Origin of the sequence: Sulfurifustis variabilis, from assembly GCF_002355415.1 — a bacterium.
In the GTDB taxonomy this organism is placed as follows: domain Bacteria; phylum Pseudomonadota; class Gammaproteobacteria; order Acidiferrobacterales; family Sulfurifustaceae; genus Sulfurifustis; species Sulfurifustis variabilis.
The window spans coordinates 3,539,123-3,556,120 of the sequence record NZ_AP014936.1 but is presented as its reverse complement, the minus strand read 5'-3'; the positions used below and the strand labels follow the sequence as shown (position 1 = coordinate 3,556,120).

The following is a 16,998-nucleotide window of genomic DNA, read 5'->3' as shown; positions in this document are numbered from 1 at the left end:
GAATCATGCCTACTGGACAACAGACGAGAACATTCCGGCTCCCCGGCCTGCTGCTGTTCGGCGCATTGGGTCTCGCCGCCGGACCCGCGGCGGCGGTGGACTACTACCTCGCCGCCAAGCCGTTCGACATGACGATGCCGGACGGCACGACCGTGCCGATGTGGGGATACGTCGAGGACCCGGGCGGCGCCTGCTATGCGACGACGGGGCTCGCCGCGCGGCTCGCGTGCATCACGGCGCTGCCCTCGCCGACCGTGCCCGGGCCGAAGCTCACGGTGGCGCCGGCCGAGGCGGGCAACGCGCTGCGCGTCTTTCTGAGCAACGGCCTGCCGGCTCCGACCTCGATCGTGATCCCCGGACAGGAGATGCCGTTCACCGCGCTCAACAACAACGGGCCGACCTGGCTGGACGGCACCACGGGCCCGCGCCCGAGCGCGAGCGCGCGCGTGCGTTCCTTCGGGCGCGAGGCGGCCGCCAACGGCGGACGCCAGGTCTACATCTGGAACAACTTTCGCGGCAATCCGTTCCAGGCCGGGACGTACACCTACCAGAGCGGCACGCATCCGCAGGTGCAGGTGCAGATGGGCCTGTACGGCGCGGCCGTGCGTGACGCCGCCGCCGGGGAGGCCTATCCCGGCGTGCCCTACGCCGCCTCGCACGATCTCTACTACAGCGAGGTCGACCCCGTTCTGCACGAAGCCGTCGCGACCGGCGCGTACGGCACGCCGCCGGCGCCGACGAGCACGCGTTACTACAGCCCGAAGTACTTCCTGCTCCACGGCTACGACATCGACGGCCTCCCGATCGATCTTTCTATCGATCCCGCGAACAGCGACTGCTTCGCCGCCGGCACCGAGGGCGAGCGCGTGCTGCTGCGGCTCTACAACGCCGGCCTGCGCGAGCTCGCGCCCCTGATGATCGGATCGCACGTGGACGTCGTCGCCGAGGGCGGCAGGGTCTACGGCCACGCGCAGCGCCAGTACCAGACTCTGCTCATGCCCGGCTCGACGCGCGACATCGTCTTCACGCCGGGCTACGCGGGCGACTTCGCGATCCTCGAGCGCCGGTTGAGCCTGACCGACGCCGCCGAGATGAACGGCGGCATGCAGACCTGTCTCGCCGTCGCGCCGGCCGGCGGGAACACGGCGCCGATCGCCAACGCCGGCGGGCCCTACGGCGGCATCGCCGGCCTGCCGATCGCGTTCGACGGCTCGGGCTCGAGCGATCCCGACGGCGACCCGCTGGGGTACAGCTGGGATTTCGGCGACGGCGCGACCGGCACCGGCACGACGCCGAGCCACGCCTACGCGGCGCCGGGCGTCTACACCGTCACGCTGACCGTGAACGACGGCACGGTCGATTCCGCACCGGCGAACGCGACGGCGACCGTGGCGGTCAACCAGGCGCCGACCGCGGCCGCGAACGGGCCGTATACGGGCAAAACCGGCTTCGCGGTCGCGTTCGACGGCGCGGCCTCGTCCGATCCGGAGGGACAGCCGCTCGCGCATGCGTGGGACTTCGGCGACGGCAACACCGGCACCGGCGCGGCCCCGAGCCACGCGTATGCGGCGGCCGGCGTCTACACGGTCACACTCACGGTGAACGACGGCCATCAGGATTCGGCCCCGGCGACGACGAGCGCGACGGTGACCGACAACACGGCGCCGGTGGCGAACGCGGGCGGGCCGTATGCCTCGAACTCCACCACGATCACCTTCGACGGGACGGCGTCGAGCGACGCCGACGGCGATCCCCTGACGTACAGCTGGAACTTCGGGGACGGTAACACCGGGACCGGGCCGACGCCGACGCACACCTACGTGCAGGGCAGCGGCACGAGCTTCGTCGTGACGCTCGTGGTCAACGACGGCTACGCCGACTCGGCCCCGGCCACGACGAACGCGACCCTGACGGGCAGTCCGGGCAACACCGCGCCGGTGGCCGCCAACGACGCCTACAACCCGGACGATAGCGGCGGCGTCGGCAACTACGCGGTGGCCGCGCCCGGCGTGCTCGCGAACGATACGGACGCCGACGGCGATTCGCTCACCGCGCAGCTCGTCACCGCGGACGAGGACCTCCGGAACTTCGTGCTCAACCCCGACGGTTCCTTCAGCTACGGGCCGATGGAAAAGGTAGGGACCTTCCCCTTCACCTATCAGGCGTTCGACGGCACCGACGCGAGCGGCATCGCGACCGCGAACGTGACCCGCGAGATCCGCGTGACGAAGGCGGAGTACGTGGCGACATCCAGCCGTTGGCGCGTGGAAGGAAGGAGCTCGGCGATCGGCTCCACCGTGAGCGTCTTTCTCGGGCCCGACACCGGCGGGACGCTGCTCGGTACCGCGGTGGTCGGCGCGAACGGCGCATGGACCTTCGACCAGTCGAATCATCCGACCCCGGGATTCGCCGGTGTCGTGGTCAGCGTCGACGTGCTCAGCACGCCGGGCGGCGCCGTCCTCGGCAGGTCGGTGGTGTGCAGGGGTTGCCTCTAGCGGGCGCTGTCGGCCTCGGGCCCCGCGACATGCCCGTCGACGTCCTGGAGCAGACGCATGACTGAAAGATCGGTGCGCGCAGCCTTCCTCGCCGTCCTCGCGGCCCTCGCGGCGGGCGGTTGTGCCCACACGACGACGCCCGACGCGTCGGCGCTCCCGGAAACGGAGCGACGTCTCGCGGCCGCGCGGGAGGAGGCCGCGGCGCGCGAGGCGCGCGAGCTGCTTGCGCTCGAGCGGGAGCTGACGCCGCTCGAGAGGGCGTGGGGCATCAAGCTCCTCGGCATCCGGCTGACGGCGGGGGGCTACGCGCTCGACTTCCGCTACAAGGTGCTCGATCCGCGGAAGGCCGCGCCGCTCGTGCAGCGCCGGTTCAGTCCGGTGCCCTACGTGATCGTCGAACGCACCGGCGCGAAGCTCGGCGTGCCGTTCACCGAAAAGGCCGGCTCGCTGCGCTCCTCGGTGACGACCGCCGAGCAGATCCGGCGCGGGCGCAACTACACGGCGCTATTCGCCAATCCCGGGAAGCACGCGCGTGCCGGCGACCGCGTCACCGTGGCCTTCGGCGGTTTCCGGGCCGAGCGGCTGATCGTCCAGTGATGCGGGAGCCCCGCACGATCACGCTTCGCGCTCTCGTCCTCGGTCTCGCCTGCCTCGTGTGCGCACCGGTCGTGCAGGCGGGCAAGCTCGACCCCGGGCTCGTGGGCGCTCTCGGGAAGCTGGGTCCCGGCGAGACGGTCGACGTGATCATCCGGTGTGGCGGCAAGGTCGACGCGCGGCAATTCCGGGACCGGGACACGAAGGTGCGTCGGCAAAAGCTGATCCGCGCGCTCAGGACCCGGGCCGAAGCCTGCGAGAGCTCGCTGCGCGCTGAGCTGCGCGACGGGCCCGGCCGCCCGAGGCAACTCTGGACGATCAACGGCGTGGCCGCCACGCTCCCCGCGGCGGCGGTGGAAAGGCTGGCGCGCCTGCCGGGGGTGGAACGCATCACGCTCGACGCCGCCGTGGCGGCGCCGGCGGGAGCCGCCGGCGGCTCGTCGGCTCCGCAATGGAACGTCCAGGCCATCCGCGCCCCCGAGCTCTGGGAGCACGGCCACGACGGCACCGGCGTCGTGGTCGCGGCGCTCGACACGGGCGTCGATCTCGACCACCCGGACATCGGCCCGAAGTGGCGCGGCGGAACGAACGGCTGGTTCGATCCCAACGGCGAGCATGCGACCCCGTACGACGCGAGCGGCCACGGCACGCACACGATGGGGCTCATCGTGGGCGGCGATGCCGGGGGGAGCGTCATCGGCGTGGCGCCCGGGGCCCGATGGATCGCGGCGAAGATCTTCGACGACGGCGGCCAGTCGCAGCTCAGCAGGATCCACCTTGGCCTGCAGTGGGCGCTCGATCCCGACGGCGATCCGGAATCGGACGACGCGGCCGACATCGTCAACAACTCGTGGTACCTGCAGAACACGGTGAACGTCTGCGACACCGAGTTCGCGGACGACATCGCGGCCCTGCGCGCGTCGGAGATCGCGGTGGTGTTCGCTTCCGGAAACACCGGACCCGGACCGGCCACGAGCGTGAGCGCGTCGAACAACCCCGGGGCCGCGGCCGTGGGGGCGGTGGACGCCTCCTGGACGGTCGGCGGCTTCAGCGGACGGGGCCCTTCGGCGTGCGACGGCGCCACGTACCCGCGGCTCGTCGCGCCCGGCGCGGGCGTGCGCACCGCCGACCTCACGCTGGGCGGCCTCTTTCCGGATTCCTATGTCGAGGTCACCGGCACCTCGTTCTCGGCGGCCCACGTCACCGGGGGCCTCGCCGTGCTCAAAGGCGCGATGGCGGCGCGCGGCATTCCCGCGACCGTGTCGCTGCTCGAGTCCGCCGTCGAGGAGACCGCGGTCGATCTCGGCGCTCCCGGGGCGGACAACGATTACGGCGCGGGCCTGCTCGACCTCAAGGCGGCCTACGACTGGCTCGTGTCGAACGCCGGCTCGCCGGCGCCCGGGCAGCTGCGCTTCGGCGCCGCGGAGTACAGCGCCGGCGAGGGCGGCGGGAGCGTCACGGTGACCGTGGTGCGCGCCGGCGGCTCGGCGGGCGAGGTGACGGTCGATTACGCCACCGCCGACGGCACCGCGACCGCCGGAGCCGATTACGTCGCCGCCTCGGGCACGCTGATCTTCGGCGACGGCGAGACGACCCGAAGCTTCGTCGTCACGCTCCTCGATGACGGCGCCCACGAGGGCGACGAGACGCTGAACGTGACGCTCGGCAGGCCGACGGGCGGGGCGACGCTCGGAAGTCCCGCGGGCGCCGTGCTCACCGTGCTCGAGGACGACCCCGCCGTCATCGACGCGGACGCCGACGGTTACGCCTCGACGGTGGACTGCAACGACGGCGACGCCGCCATCCATCCGGGCGCGCAGGAGATCAAGCACGACGGCGTGGACCAGGACTGCAACGGCCACGACCTGACCATCGAGATCCTGACGGCGCGGTACGACGGCGGAACCGACACCCTTCTCGTCGAGGCGACCAGTGCCCACGGCCGCCGCGCGTACCTCGTCCTCGAGGGCCACACCTGGATGCGATGGAACCAGAGCCGGGGTCTGTTCTTCCTCACGCGGACCCGGGTGGGGGGCGACCCGGGCAGCGTGACGGTGAGCGGCTTCGAAGGTTCCGAGACCGCGCCGACGCGCGGCCCGTAGTCGCGCGCTCGTCGGGTCGGGCGCGGTTCTGGGGCGAATCCCTACCGCGCGGTAGGTGTTGCTCCCATGCGGATTACCCATTCCGACGACTCCTGCCTCGCGGCGTCCTGCTCTTGCATAGCGGTCTGACCGGCGTTTCGTCGACAGGCCGGAATGGGGGATATCAAGATGCGCAAGTACCTGGACAAGTACATTTTCGGATTGGTTCTGTGGCTCGTGCTCGCCGCCAATGCATGGAGCGCGACGATCGCCATCAACATCACCGGCTCGATCGATTTCATCGATACGGCGTACGGCGGTGCGCTTACGCTAAGTAGCCCCATCAACGGCGTCTTCGTCGCCGACGGCGTCTCCGGAACGGGTTTCGAGGCGATCGCCCTCGACCTCCCGCCGTCCGGCCTGACCCTCAACTTCGGCCCGTACACGTTCTATGAAACGGACGACGATCTGTACGGATCCGGTTTTCCGCTCGCCTATTTCAACGATGGCGCGGCGGTCGGCCTCGATTTCTACAGGACGGATGCCGAGCCGGGTCTCGACCTGTGGATCGCCGGCGGCGACGAGTTCGTGCTCTTCGATTCCTTCACGCAAATGGACATGCTGAAGGGGACGCTCAACTTCACGCCGGTGCCCATTCCGTCGGCGCTGTGCCTCCTCGCCTCGGGGCTCTTCGTCCTGCTCCGTCTCCGGCCGAAGACGATGGCCTGACGCGCGGCGGACGCCGCCCGTCGCCGCGTCCGCCCGCACGACCGCGATCGGTCCTCCTTGTCGCGCACGCGCGGACGGCCTTGCGCGCGTACCGCGGTGCGCGCACGCGCGCGCCCAGGCGTCACCCTGCCGGTGGGTGAACACAGTACGCGCGAGTCGGTGCGCACCCACTGTCCCCCTCATGGAGCCAGGCGTAAACAACAGGAAAGACCGGGATGACCCACGGCAATGAGGACGGTGTCCGCCGCCCTGGCGCTGATCGGAGGAGTGATGTGTGCCTTCCTGCTCGATGTCGAGGAGGACGTCCCGGCGGCCCGCCAGAGCGTCGCGGCTTTCCCGCCTGCCCCGACCGGCGGCGTTCCGCCCCCCGCCGGCGACGGTGCCCAGGGGGCGGTCGCGCGCGCCGCCACGCCGACGTCGCACACGCGGTGGCCGCACGGGACCGGATCCTTCCCGGTCGCGCTGTCGGCGCGCGGGGAGCGTTATCGCGCGCTGGTGGAACAAGCGGCCCGCGAGTACACGCTGGACAGCGCACTCCTGCACGCGGTGATCGCGACGGAATCGGCCTACGACCCGCGCGCCGTGTCGCCGAAGGGCGCCGTCGGGTTGATGCAGCTCATGCCCGAAACCGCGCGGCGTTACGGCGTCTCCGACGCCTTCGATCCCGGTGAGAACGTTCGCGCGGGCGCGCGTTACCTGCGCGATCTGCTCGCCCGGTTCGACAATGACGTCGCGCTGAGCCTTGCCGCGTACAACGCGGGCGAGCGCGCCGTGATCGATCGCGGCTACCGGATCCCGCCGTATAAGGAAACGCTTCGCTACGTGCCGGCGGTGCTGGCGCGCTACCGGGAAATCAAGGGGTTGCCCGATTCTTGAGACGAGCCCGTTTTCGGTTTCGCCGCAAAGCGGTGCGACCGCCGGTCGTACGAACCCGTCGGGCGGGCTGACGCGCGAAGGCGCGCTCACGTATATAGGAGTCAGGATGCAGCGCGCCCTCATCATCGACGACAATGAGGAGTTCTGCGGATTTCTCGCACAGCTCCTGAGGGGCCGCTTTGCGTCGATGGACGTCGCGACGGCGACGAGCTGCCGGGAAGGCCTCGCCCGCTTCACCTTGTTCAAGCCGCATTGCGTCTTCCTCGACATCCAGCTGGCGGACGGGAACGGGCTCGACCTGGCCCGCACCTTTCGCGGCCGGGACCCGGCAGTCACCATCATCGTCGTGACCAACCACGACCTCCCCGAATACCGCGATGCGGCGACGCAGTACGGCGCCAACCACTTCCTTCCGAAAAGCTCGACCTCACCCTCACAGATCATCAGCCTGGTGGAAGGCATCGTCGGCTGAGCCGGCCCTCCCGCCGCCCGCCCGGCGCCGGCGTAGGGGAAAACCCACTTCCCCTCGGTCCCGATCGGGGAGCATATTAAGCGGCGCGATCGGGGTTGCGCGGGCTCCGGCCGGTCGTACCGGGGCGCCAGTGAAGCGACGCGAAGGCTCGGGTCGCACAACAATAACGAGCGTAGCGAGGGGGAGCGCAACAATAATGAAACAGCCACTGGGCTTGCCTCCTGACGTCCAGCGGGCGGGCGCGCCGGCGGGCGCGCTGCCTCTGCAACACGTCGGTCCACCTTTTCCATCCCTCGCCGTCCCGCTCCCGCAAGACCTGTCGTCCGGCCGGACGGAACCGCAGGCGCACCGGCACGACCGCGAGGCCGTTCCTTTCCCGCGGCCCGAGCAGCGCGAAGGGGACCTCGAGCGGCTTCCGCCCGTGCGCCCGGAGCGAACGCTTCGATCGGACGAAGCCAAATACCGACTGCTCGCGGAAAACATGAGCGATGGCTTCGCCCTGCAGGACGAGGAAGGACGGCTGCGGGACGTCAACGGCGCGCTCTGCCGCATGCTCGGTTACCGGCGCGACGAGCTGTTGGGAACGATCGTGTACGAGCTCCTCAGTCGGCCCTGCGCGGCCGACCTGCGCTCTCGTTTCGCGGAGGGCCGCTACGCCCGGGGCGGCCGCTGCGAGGCCGAGTGGCTGGGGAGGGAAGGGCGGCGCATCCATACGCACATGTCGCTGTTGCCGTTGCCGACGGACGACGAGCCGTCGCGCGGTTACTGCGTGATCGTCACCGACGTCACGGAACGCCGGCAGACCGAACGCGCGTTGCGGCGCTCGAAGTGCGAGCTCAGGCTCCTGTCCGCGCAGCTGCTCGCGGCCCAGGAGATGGAGCGGAAGCGCATCGCCTACGAGCTGCACGACCGCGTGGGCCAGTCGCTGAGCGCCATCAAGTTCCGCGTCGAGAGCGGGATCGCGATGATCGAAGGGCGCCTGAACTCCGCGGATCTCGCTTCCTTCCAGGCGGCGGTGGAGCGGATCCAGTCCGTCGTCGAGGACGTACGCCGGATCGCGATGGACCTGCGTCCCTCCACGCTCGACGACCTCGGCATTCTGCCGACCATCGCCTGGTTCTGCCGGGAGTTTCGGGACGTCTACCGGCACATCGAGCTGGACGTGGACATCGCGATCACCGAGCAGCAGGTTCCGGTCGGCCTGAAGACCGCGATCTACCGGGTCCTGCAGGAGGCGCTGAACAACGTCGCCAAGCATGCCGGCGCGAGCCGCGTCTGGGTGAATCTCAAGAAGGCGGGAGAACGCATCGAGTTCACCGTCCGCGACGACGGCTGCGGCCTGGACCCGGCGCCCGCCGCGTGCCGCGAGGGCACCGCCCGCGGGCTGGGGCTCACGAGCATGCAGGAACGCGTCGAGTCCTCGGGTGGCGTCCTGAGCGTCACCTCCAACGGAAACCGGGGCACGTTGCTGAGGGCGGTCTGGCCGTGGGCCGGCGGTGCGGCCTGAAAACCGGGATGTTTCGGCGGGCTTCCGCCGACGGGACGCCTTCGAGAATGGGGTATTTCCCTACTATCCGGGCGCCCGGCCTGTGCGAATATCGGGCCCAATAACGATTCCAAAAGCATCCCTCCCAGAACCAAGAAGAAATAAATGACGCAGAAGCTGCGCATCATGCTGGCCGAGGATCACACGATCCTGCGCGACGGCCTGCGTGCGCTGCTGATGCTCGATGCCGGTATCGAGGTCGTGGGCGAGGTCGACAACGGCCTCTCCGCGCTGCGCAGCATCGGGTCGCTGCGTCCGGATCTCGTTCTCATGGACCTCTCGATGCCGAAGATGGACGGTCTCGCCGCCATACGCGAGATCAAGCGGCGTCATCCGGAGGTGAAGATACTCGCGCTCACCGTGCACAAGACCGAGGAGTACATCCGCGCCGCGCTCAACGCGGGCGCAGACGGCTACGTGCTCAAGGACGCCTCCAAGGCCGAGCTCATGGCGGCGATCCGCGCCACGTCGGCCGGACGGCTCTATCTCACCCCGGCCGTCTCCGAGACCATCGTGCACCGCTACCTGAACGGGAGCGCGGTCCAGGTGCAGTCGCGCAGCGAGGTGCTGAGCGTGCGGGAGCGCGAGGTGCTCAAGCTCATCGCCGAGGGCTATCGCAACAAGGAGATCGCCACGTTCCTGTGCGTGAGCGCGAAGACGGTGGAGAAGCACCGGGCCAACCTCATGCGCAAGCTCGACCTGCACAACGTTTCCGCGCTGACGACCTTCGCGATCGAGAACGGGCTGGTTGCCCGGTAACGAGGGGGAAGAGGGAGGCGAGGATGGAGCGCCGAGCGCCCGGCTCCGCGATCCTGCGTCACTTTTCGATCGCGAGCCTCGTCATCATCGTACTGGCCGCCACGGCGCTCGCGCTGCTGTACCGCCATGTCGCCATCCGGGGCATCGTGCAGCTCGGCGAGCGCAGCAACGCCGCGCTCGCCCAGACGGCGCTCAACGCCATTCAGCCGCACCTCCTCGACTATCTCCGTCCCGTGGCCGACGTGGACGCGCGCGACTACGTCTACCGCCCGCCGGGCGCGCGGCTCGACCAGGCCATTCAGGGCGCATTGCGCGATACGACCATCCGGCGCATCAAGATCTACAATCGCCGCGGCGTGGTCGTCTACTCGACCCGCACCGACCAGATCGCGCGCGACCAGCGCGATAACGTCGGAGTCGTGGCGGCGGTGCGCGGGGAGGTGAAGAGCAAGCTGATCTACCGCGACAGCTTCAACGCCCTGGATGCGGTGACCGAGGACGACAATCTGGTCCAGACGTACCTGCCGGTGCGCGCGAGCCCGACCGCGCCGGTCCTCGGCGTCTTCGAGATCTACTCCGACGTCAATTCGCTCGTGAACGAGGCGGAACACGCGGAGATCCTCGTGCTCGGCGGAGCCGCTCTGGTGCTGCTGCTGCTCTACGGCGCGCTCGTGTTCGTGTTCCGGCGGCTGCAGGCGACCATCGAGGAGCAACAGGGCGTCATCCGGGAGCGCACGCACACGCTCGAGCTGCTCTCCGCCAAGCTGCTCACCGCCGGCGAGAACGAGCGCCGACGGATAGCGGGCGGGCTGCACGAGGGCGTCGCCCAGACGCTGACGGGCGTCAAGGCACGGGTGGAGACAGCGGCCGTGCGCCTCGGCCGCCAGGGCGCCAGGGAGGCCGCCGACTCGGTCAACGATCTCGTTCCGTTCCTGCAAGAGGCGATCGACGAGGTGCGCGGGCTCGCCCTGGAGCTGCGTCCTCCGAGCCTGGACGAGCTGGGCATCGTGAACACCATCACATGGTATTGCCGGCGACTGCAGAGCGCCCACCCGCAGATCACCATCGAGTGCCGCGTGGGGCCGGCGGAGCCGCAGGTGCCGGGGCCGCTGCGCGTGATCATCTACCGCATCCTGGAGGAAACGCTGGCCGGCATTGTTCGACGGGGGGACGCGCACCACGTGCGCCTCGAGCTCGAGGAGACCGCCGGCGTGATTCGCCTGCGCATCGAGGACGACGCTTACGCATGCCCGTCGCGGGCGACCGGCGAGAGCGCCGAGCAGCGCGTGGACCTGGCGACGATCCAGGAGCGCGCGGCGCTGTCCGGCGGCCGCATGCAGGTCCATCGTCGCGTCCCCGGCGGGCGCATCATCGAGGTGAGCTGGCCGGCCTGATCGGGCGCGACCGGGGCGTGTTCGGTGGGTTTCTTGTTGGCGCAGCGCACCCGCTCACGGGCCGCGGTTCCCACCCGCACCCGCCGCCCGCTTCAGCAGTCCCCGTGCCTCCGACGTGCACCCCAAACCCGATATCGACCCCGAAACCCGCGCCTCAGGGTGCACGGGATTTTTCGGGCATTCGTTTCTCGGAATCGCAACCACAGAACCTTCGGTTACCGGAGCAGATTCGATTTCTGCCGATCCGTCCCGCGGCGCGCTTCCCGGCGGTTCGGCTTCCGGGTTCGCGCTCATAGTCAGGCCTTATCGATTCGATAACCGCAAAGTCTTGGAATCGGTGTGGGCAGGTCCTTACAGTGGACCGTCGGACTTTCCGCAACCCTACCGGTCGTGTGCATGTCCATGTCCCTCGGCGCGCTCGCAACCGACGCCGTCATGACGCTCCGGTCGTTCCGGTCCCGGATCGCCGTGCGGCTCGCCCTGGCCGCCGCCCTGGCGCCGGGCCTCCCGCTGCCCGCGTTCGGCGCCCATCCGCTCATCACCGAGGATACCGGCACGCAGGGAAAGGGACGCTTCCAGCTCGAGCTGGTCGCCGAGCTGGGACACGAGGAGGAGCGGGGCTTGCACGAAGACGCGTTCGATCGGGCCGCGGTGCTGTCCTACGGCCTGCGCGACGATCTCGACGTGCTGCTCACCGTTCCCCATACGCGCAACGTCGTGCAGGAGAACGGCCTGCGCACGACGGACCGCGGTCTGGGCGACGTCGGGCTGGACGCCAAGTGGCGATTCTTCGAGAAGGGAAATGTGAGCGTCGCCGTCAAACCCGGCGTGACGTTCGCGACCGGGGACGAAGACAAGGGTCTCGGGGCGGGTGAGTTCAACTACAGCCTCTTCCTCGTGACGTCGTTCGACAACAATCCGTGGGGCTACCACATTCATATCGGATACCTGCGTAACCGCAACGTCCACGACGAGCGCAACGTGCTACACCACACCTCCCTTGCCTTGACGTATGCCGTGAAGGAGGACTGGCTGCTGGTTGCGGATCTCGGAACCCTGACGGCGCCGGAACGGGGCGTCGACGACAACTCGTCCTTCCTGATACTCGGCGGAATCTACTCCGTCTCCGAGGATTTCGATGTCGATTTCGGCGTCAAGCGGGGCGTCAGCGAGCCGGAGACCGATGTGACCTGGTTGCTCGGCCTGGCCTGGCGCTTCGGCGGGAAGGACACCTGAGCCGCCCGGCACGCGGGTCGTTCCGGCGGGCGGGGATGGCGACCGCGCCGGCGCCGGCGCTTCAGCGTTCCCGTTCGTAGACGATTTTCCCGCCCACGATCGTGTGCGTCGCGCGGCCTTTCAACTCGCGGCCGAGGAAAGGCGAGTTGTGGCCGCGCGAGACGATCGCCTGCCCGGTCAGCGTCCAGCGCTCGTTCGGATCGAAGACGCAGACATCCGCCGTCGACCCGACGCTCAGTCGTCCTGCATCGATGCCGAGAATGTCCGCGGGCCTGCTCGTGACGAGCGCGACGGCTTCCGGCAGCGCGAGCAGCTTTTCGTCCACGAGCTTGAGCGTCAGCGGCAACAGCGTCTCGAGCGCCGAGATGCCGGGCTCGGAGTCGCTGAAGGGCGCGAGCTTCGCGTCGGGCTCGTGCGGCTGGTGGTCCGAGCAGATCGCGCCGATCGCGCCGCCCTTGAGCGCGCGCCGGAGCGCGTCGCGGTCGCGACGGCTGCGCAGCGGCGGCAGCACGTGCGCCTGCGTGTTGAAGCCCTCGAGGTCGTGCTCGGTGAGATGCAGGTGGTGCGCGGTGACGTCCGCGGTCACCGGCAGTCCGCGGCGCTGCGCCTCGCCGAGCATCTGCACCGCGCGCGCGGTCGAGAGCCCGCAGAAGTGCGCGCGCACGCGCGTCTGGTCGATGAGCGCGAGGTCGCGCGCGACGCCGGCCGTCTCGGCGGCCTCGGGGATGCCCGGCAGCCCCAGGCGCATGCCGACCTCGCCCTCGTGGCAGCAACCGACGCCCTTCAGCCACGGGTCTTCCGAGTGCAGGAACACCGTCAGGTCGAAGCTCGCCGCGTACTCCATGGCCCGGCGCATGACGAGCGAGTCGGTGATGGGCTTGAGCGCGTTGGTGAAGGCCACGCAGCCGGCCTCGTCGAGGGACTCCATGTCGGTGAGCTGCTGGCCCTGGAGGCCGCGCGTCAGCGCGCCGAGGGGATGGATGAACGCGAGCCCGTAGCGCCAGGCGCGCGACTGGATCATCTGCGCCATCGCCGGCGTGTCGATCACCGGGTTCGTATCGGGCGGGCAGCAGAGCGTGGTAATGCCGGCGGCGACCGCCGCGGCCAGCTCGCTCTCGAGCGTCGCCTTGTACTCGAGGCCGGGCTCGCGCAGCCGCGCGCGCAGGTCGACGAGCCCCGGGCAGACGACGAGGCCGTCCGCCTCGATGACCCGCCGCGGCTTGAAGTCGTCGGGCGCGCTCCCGACGCCGGCGACGAAGCCGCGTCCGTCGATGTAGAGATCGCGCTTGCCGTTGATCCGGTTGGCCGGATCGACCAGGTGTCCCCCGCGGACGAGCAGGCTCATGCCGTGGCCCTCGTTCCGCGCCGCGCGGCCGGCCGGACCTCCGCCGGCGGCCCGAGAATGAGGGCCATGATCGCCATGCGCACGGCGATGCCGTTCGTGACCTGCGGCAGGATCACGGACTGCGACCCGTCGGCCACCGCGGAGTCGATCTCGAGGCCGCGGTTCATCGGTCCCGGGTGCATCACGATCGCATCCGGCTTGGCCCGCGCCAGCCGCTCCGGCGTGAGCCCGTAGACGCGGAAGTACTCCTGCTCGCTCGGGATCAGGGCGCCGCGCATGCGCTCGCGCTGGAGCCTCAGCATCATGATCACGTCCACGTCCTCGAGGCCGCGGCGCATGTCGCTGTACGGCACGACCCGCAGGCGCTCGACGGCGGTCGGGAGCAGCGTCTTCGGCGCGATCACGCGCACCTCGGCCGCGCCCAGCGCGTTGAGCGCCTGGATCTGCGAACGCGCGACGCGCGAATGCAGGATGTCGCCGACGATCGCGACCTTGAGCTTTTCGAATTCGCCCTTGTGGCTGCGGATCGTGAAGACGTCGAGCATCGCCTGCGTGGGGTGCGCGTGGGCGCCGTCGCCGGCGTTGATGATGTGCACGTGCGGCGGCACGTGGCTCGCGATCAGGTGCGCGGCGCCGGCCAGGCTGTGGCGCACGACGAAGAGCTCGGTGTGCATGGCCTCGAGGTTGCGCACGGTATCGAGCAGCGTCTCGCCCTTGCTCGTGCTCGAGGTGGAGATGGCGAGGTTGATGACGTCGGCCGAAAGCCGCTTCGCGGCGATCTCGAACGTCGTACGCGTGCGCGTGCTCGCCTCGAAGAACAGGTTGACCACCGTCTTGCCGCGCAGCAGCGGCACCTTCTTGATCTCGCGCTGGCCGACCGAGATGAAGGATTCGGCGGTATCGAGGATCTCGAGGATGGTGCGACGGGAAAGGCCTTCGATGGTCAGGAAATGCTTCAACCGCCCCTGACTGTCGAACTGCAGGCCCTGTGTCATCCGCCGGTCTCCTGGATGGTGAGCTCGAGCTTGTCCGGGCCGCCGACGAGCTTGGCGTGCTGGCGGGCGGCGAGCTTGACGTGTTCGCCCACCACCTGCGCCTCGATCGGCAGCTCGCGCCCGGGCCGCTCGATGAGCACGGCGAGCGTGACCGAGGCCGGTCGGCCGTAGTCGAAGATCTCGTTCAGCGCCGCGCGGATGGTGCGTCCCGTGTGCAGCACGTCGTCGACGAGGATCACGTGGCGGTCGTCGATCGCGACCGGCAGGTTCGACGCCTTCACCTGCGGGTTCATGCCGATGCGCGTGAAGTCGTCGCGATAAAAGGAGATGTCCAGGGTCCCGAGCGGATCGGCGAGGCCGAGCTTCCTGTGCAGCCGGCCGGCCACCCAGACGCCCCCGGTGTGGATGCCGACCATGACCGGCTGCCGCTTGAGCAGACCGTGCAGGGACTGCGCCATGCGCTCGATGGCGGCCTCGATGTCGAGAGCGGGGTTCACGGTTGCCGGGTCTCGTTCAAAAACGCCTGGAGTATCGTCTGCGCGGCGATCTTGTCGATCCGTTTCTTGTGGCGCTTCAAGGGGACTCCGGCCTCGAGCAGCGTGTCGGTCGCGACGCGGGAGGAGAGCCGCTCGTCGACCCAGTGCACGGGCAGATTGTAGCGGGCCGCAAGCCGGGTACCAAACGCGCGGGTCGCCCGCGTCATCGGGCTCTCGCTGCCGTCCATGTTGAGGGGCAGCCCGACGACCAGCCCTTCGGGACGCCACTCGCGCACCACGCGGTCGAGGGCGGCCCAGTCCGGTTCCGCGCCTTGCGACCTGAGCACGGCCAGCGGCTCCGCCAGCCGGGTGTGCCGGCTGCCGACCGCCACGCCCGTGTCTTTCTTGCCGAAGTCGAAGCCGAGATAGACCCCGGCCGTCAAGCGTGGCCGGCCTCGGAGGAGAGATTGGAGAGGTCGACCCCCACGAGCCCGGCGGCCGCCACCCAGCGCCGCTCGAGGGGCACGTCGAAGACGATCTCGCGGTTGGCGGGGCCCGAGAGCCAGGAGTTCTCGCTGATCTCCCGCTCGAGCTGCCCCGCGGCCCAGCCGGCGTACCCGAGGGCGATGAGGTAACGGTCGGGGCCCCGGTTCTCGGCGATCGCCGCGAGGATGTCGCGCGACGTGGAGACGCCGAGCGTGTCGCTGATGGGGAGGGTCGACTCCCAGCGGCCGAGCGGTTCGTGCAGCACGAAGCCGCGGTTGTTCTGCACCGGTCCGCCGAGATAGACCGGCTGATCGGCGACGGACTCCTCGAGCGCTTCGAGCTCGAGCTGCTCGAGGATGTCGCGCAGGCGCAGGTCGGTGGCGCGGTTGATGACGATTCCCATCGCGCCGTCGCTCGAGTGCTCGCAGATCAGGGTGACCGTGCGGTAGAAGTTCACGTCGGCGAGGCTCGGCATCGCGATGAGGAAGTGATTCGTGAACGTGGCGTCCGAGCGCATGCGGATAGTATCTGGCAGGGGGGAGGGCGCTTCAAGCTGAAGGCGCTACCTGTGCTTCCACTGTGGGCTTGCCCGCCCGGCTCAATCCGACGCGAGCAGCGTTTCGTTGAACTTCCAGGTGCGCGTGATGTGCAGCAGGTCGGCCTCCGCGCGGATGTCCGGCGGGAACGGCGCGAACGGCGCGGCGAGCTCGACGATGCGGATCGCGGCGTCGTCGAGCAGCTTGTGCCCGGACGAGCGGCGGATCGCGACGTTGTGGAGGCTCCCGTCGGGATTGAGCGCGACGTCGAGCACCAGGTTGCCGGTGATCCGGCGCAGGCGCGCCTCCTCGGGATAGTTGAGGTTGCCGATGCGTTCGACCTTGGCGCGCCACGCGTCCATGTAGGCCGCGTACTTGTACTCCTGGGTGCGCGCGTTCAGGAACTTGCGCTTCGGCCGCTTCTGGTACTCCTCCCAGAAGCGGCTGATCTCGGCGTTGAGGCGGGCGCGCTCCGGGCTGTCCGCGCTCGCGAGCAGCCCGGTTTCGGGCGGCGCCGTCTGCGGTTCCTTCTTCTCGGGTTCCGGCTCGGGGGCGGCGATCCTGGCTTCCGCACGGGGCTGCGTCATCAGGTCGTGCCGTTCCTGCTTCGCCGTGACCCGGCGCTGCGGTTTGGGTCTCGCCGTGGGGATCACGCGCGAGCGGTCGCTCACTTCGCGGACGGGCAGCGGGTTGCGGGCGATCTCCGGCCGGTCGGAATCGCCGCCCCCGTCCTGATTGGCCTGCGCCAGGAACTCGGGATTGTCGGGCGCCCGCTCGGTGCTCGACTGGACCAGCGTGATCTCCAGCGTCGCCAGCCCCTCGAGCGGCCGGAGCTTCGGCAGGGCGAAGGTGACGCCCAGGATCACGACCATGTGCAGGATGAGCGAGCCGAAGGCCGCCACGCCCAGCCGGTCGCTCGTCGAGAGGTGGGATCCGCTGGCGGTGATGCTCGTCACGGGTCTCTGCAGTCCGGTCCTG

16 protein-coding genes are annotated in these 16,998 nt (G+C 69.6%); 10 read left to right on the top strand and 6 right to left on the bottom strand.

The window, feature by feature from the left end; genetic code table 11:
- Nucleotides 1-5: 5 nt before the first annotated feature.
- The 10 genes from SVA_RS17260 to SVA_RS17215 all read left to right on the top strand — a co-directional run bounded on the left by SVA_RS17260 (nucleotide 6) and on the right by SVA_RS17215 (nucleotide 12,182).
- Nucleotides 6-2,495 carry a PKD domain-containing protein gene (locus tag SVA_RS17260; protein ID WP_148665538.1) on the top strand — a complete coding sequence of 830 codons (2,490 nt, stop codon included), beginning with the start codon at nucleotides 6-8 and terminating at the stop codon, nucleotides 2,493-2,495.
- Between the two features lie 57 nt (nucleotides 2,496-2,552).
- Nucleotides 2,553-3,092 carry a hypothetical protein gene (locus SVA_RS17255; RefSeq protein WP_148665537.1) on the top strand — a complete coding sequence of 180 codons (540 nt, stop codon included), beginning with the start codon at nucleotides 2,553-2,555 and terminating at the stop codon, nucleotides 3,090-3,092.
- Nucleotides 3,092-5,191: a S8 family serine peptidase gene (locus tag SVA_RS17250; protein WP_096462386.1), complete on the top strand. Its 2,100-nt coding sequence runs from the start codon at nucleotides 3,092-3,094 to the stop codon at nucleotides 5,189-5,191. Before SVA_RS17255 ends, SVA_RS17250 begins: the two co-directional genes overlap by 1 nt.
- Nucleotides 5,192-5,359: 168 nt before the next feature.
- Nucleotides 5,360-5,899, top strand: coding sequence for a hypothetical protein (locus SVA_RS17245; RefSeq protein ID WP_148665535.1), 540 nt, complete (start codon nucleotides 5,360-5,362; stop codon nucleotides 5,897-5,899).
- A gap of 228 nt (nucleotides 5,900-6,127) precedes the next feature.
- Nucleotides 6,128-6,775 carry a lytic transglycosylase domain-containing protein gene (locus SVA_RS17240; protein WP_197703269.1) on the top strand — a complete coding sequence of 216 codons (648 nt, stop codon included), beginning with the start codon at nucleotides 6,128-6,130 and terminating at the stop codon, nucleotides 6,773-6,775.
- A 106-nt stretch (nucleotides 6,776-6,881) separates the two neighbouring features.
- The gene (locus tag SVA_RS17235) at nucleotides 6,882-7,247 is read left to right on the top strand and encodes a response regulator (protein ID WP_096462384.1); all 366 of its coding nucleotides are present in this window, start codon (nucleotides 6,882-6,884) and stop codon (nucleotides 7,245-7,247) included.
- A gap of 196 nt (nucleotides 7,248-7,443) precedes the next feature.
- Nucleotides 7,444-8,754: a PAS domain-containing sensor histidine kinase gene (locus SVA_RS17230; RefSeq protein WP_169924161.1), complete on the top strand. Its 1,311-nt coding sequence runs from the start codon at nucleotides 7,444-7,446 to the stop codon at nucleotides 8,752-8,754.
- Nucleotides 8,755-8,898: 144 nt separating this feature from the next.
- Entirely contained in the window at nucleotides 8,899-9,552 is a 654-nt protein-coding gene (locus SVA_RS17225; RefSeq protein ID WP_096462382.1) for a response regulator, read from the top strand.
- Nucleotides 9,553-9,575: 23 nt separating this feature from the next.
- The gene (locus SVA_RS17220; protein WP_096462381.1) at nucleotides 9,576-10,946 is read left to right on the top strand and encodes a sensor histidine kinase; all 1,371 of its coding nucleotides are present in this window, start codon (nucleotides 9,576-9,578) and stop codon (nucleotides 10,944-10,946) included.
- 396 nt (nucleotides 10,947-11,342) lie between these two features.
- The gene (locus SVA_RS17215; protein ID WP_096462380.1) at nucleotides 11,343-12,182 is read left to right on the top strand and encodes a transporter; all 840 of its coding nucleotides are present in this window, start codon (nucleotides 11,343-11,345) and stop codon (nucleotides 12,180-12,182) included.
- Between the two features lie 61 nt (nucleotides 12,183-12,243).
- On the opposite strand, the gene SVA_RS17210 is transcribed toward SVA_RS17215, so the two are convergent.
- The 6 genes from SVA_RS17210 to SVA_RS17185 form a co-directional block, all read right to left on the bottom strand.
- Nucleotides 12,244-13,527: a dihydroorotase gene (locus SVA_RS17210; protein WP_096462379.1), complete on the bottom strand. Its 1,284-nt coding sequence runs from the start codon at nucleotides 13,525-13,527 to the stop codon at nucleotides 12,244-12,246.
- Nucleotides 13,524-14,522, bottom strand: coding sequence for an aspartate carbamoyltransferase catalytic subunit (locus tag SVA_RS17205; protein ID WP_096462378.1), 999 nt, complete (start codon nucleotides 14,520-14,522; stop codon nucleotides 13,524-13,526). Before SVA_RS17205 ends, SVA_RS17210 begins: the two co-directional genes overlap by 4 nt.
- Nucleotides 14,519-15,019, bottom strand: a complete 501-nt coding sequence (gene pyrR, locus SVA_RS17200) for a bifunctional pyr operon transcriptional regulator/uracil phosphoribosyltransferase PyrR (RefSeq protein ID WP_197703268.1) — start codon at nucleotides 15,017-15,019, stop codon at nucleotides 14,519-14,521. Before pyrR ends, SVA_RS17205 begins: the two co-directional genes overlap by 4 nt.
- A complete protein-coding gene (gene ruvX, locus SVA_RS17195; protein WP_169924160.1) occupies nucleotides 15,016-15,441 on the bottom strand; it encodes a Holliday junction resolvase RuvX in 426 nt (141 codons plus the stop codon). The genes pyrR and ruvX overlap by 4 nt, the downstream gene beginning before the upstream one ends.
- A complete protein-coding gene (locus SVA_RS17190) occupies nucleotides 15,438-16,001 on the bottom strand; it encodes a YqgE/AlgH family protein (protein WP_096462376.1) in 564 nt (187 codons plus the stop codon). The genes ruvX and SVA_RS17190 overlap by 4 nt, the downstream gene beginning before the upstream one ends.
- Nucleotides 16,002-16,082: 81 nt before the next feature.
- Nucleotides 16,083-16,976, bottom strand: coding sequence for an energy transducer TonB (locus SVA_RS17185; RefSeq protein WP_096462375.1), 894 nt, complete (start codon nucleotides 16,974-16,976; stop codon nucleotides 16,083-16,085).
- Nucleotides 16,977-16,998: the final 22 nt, after the last annotated feature.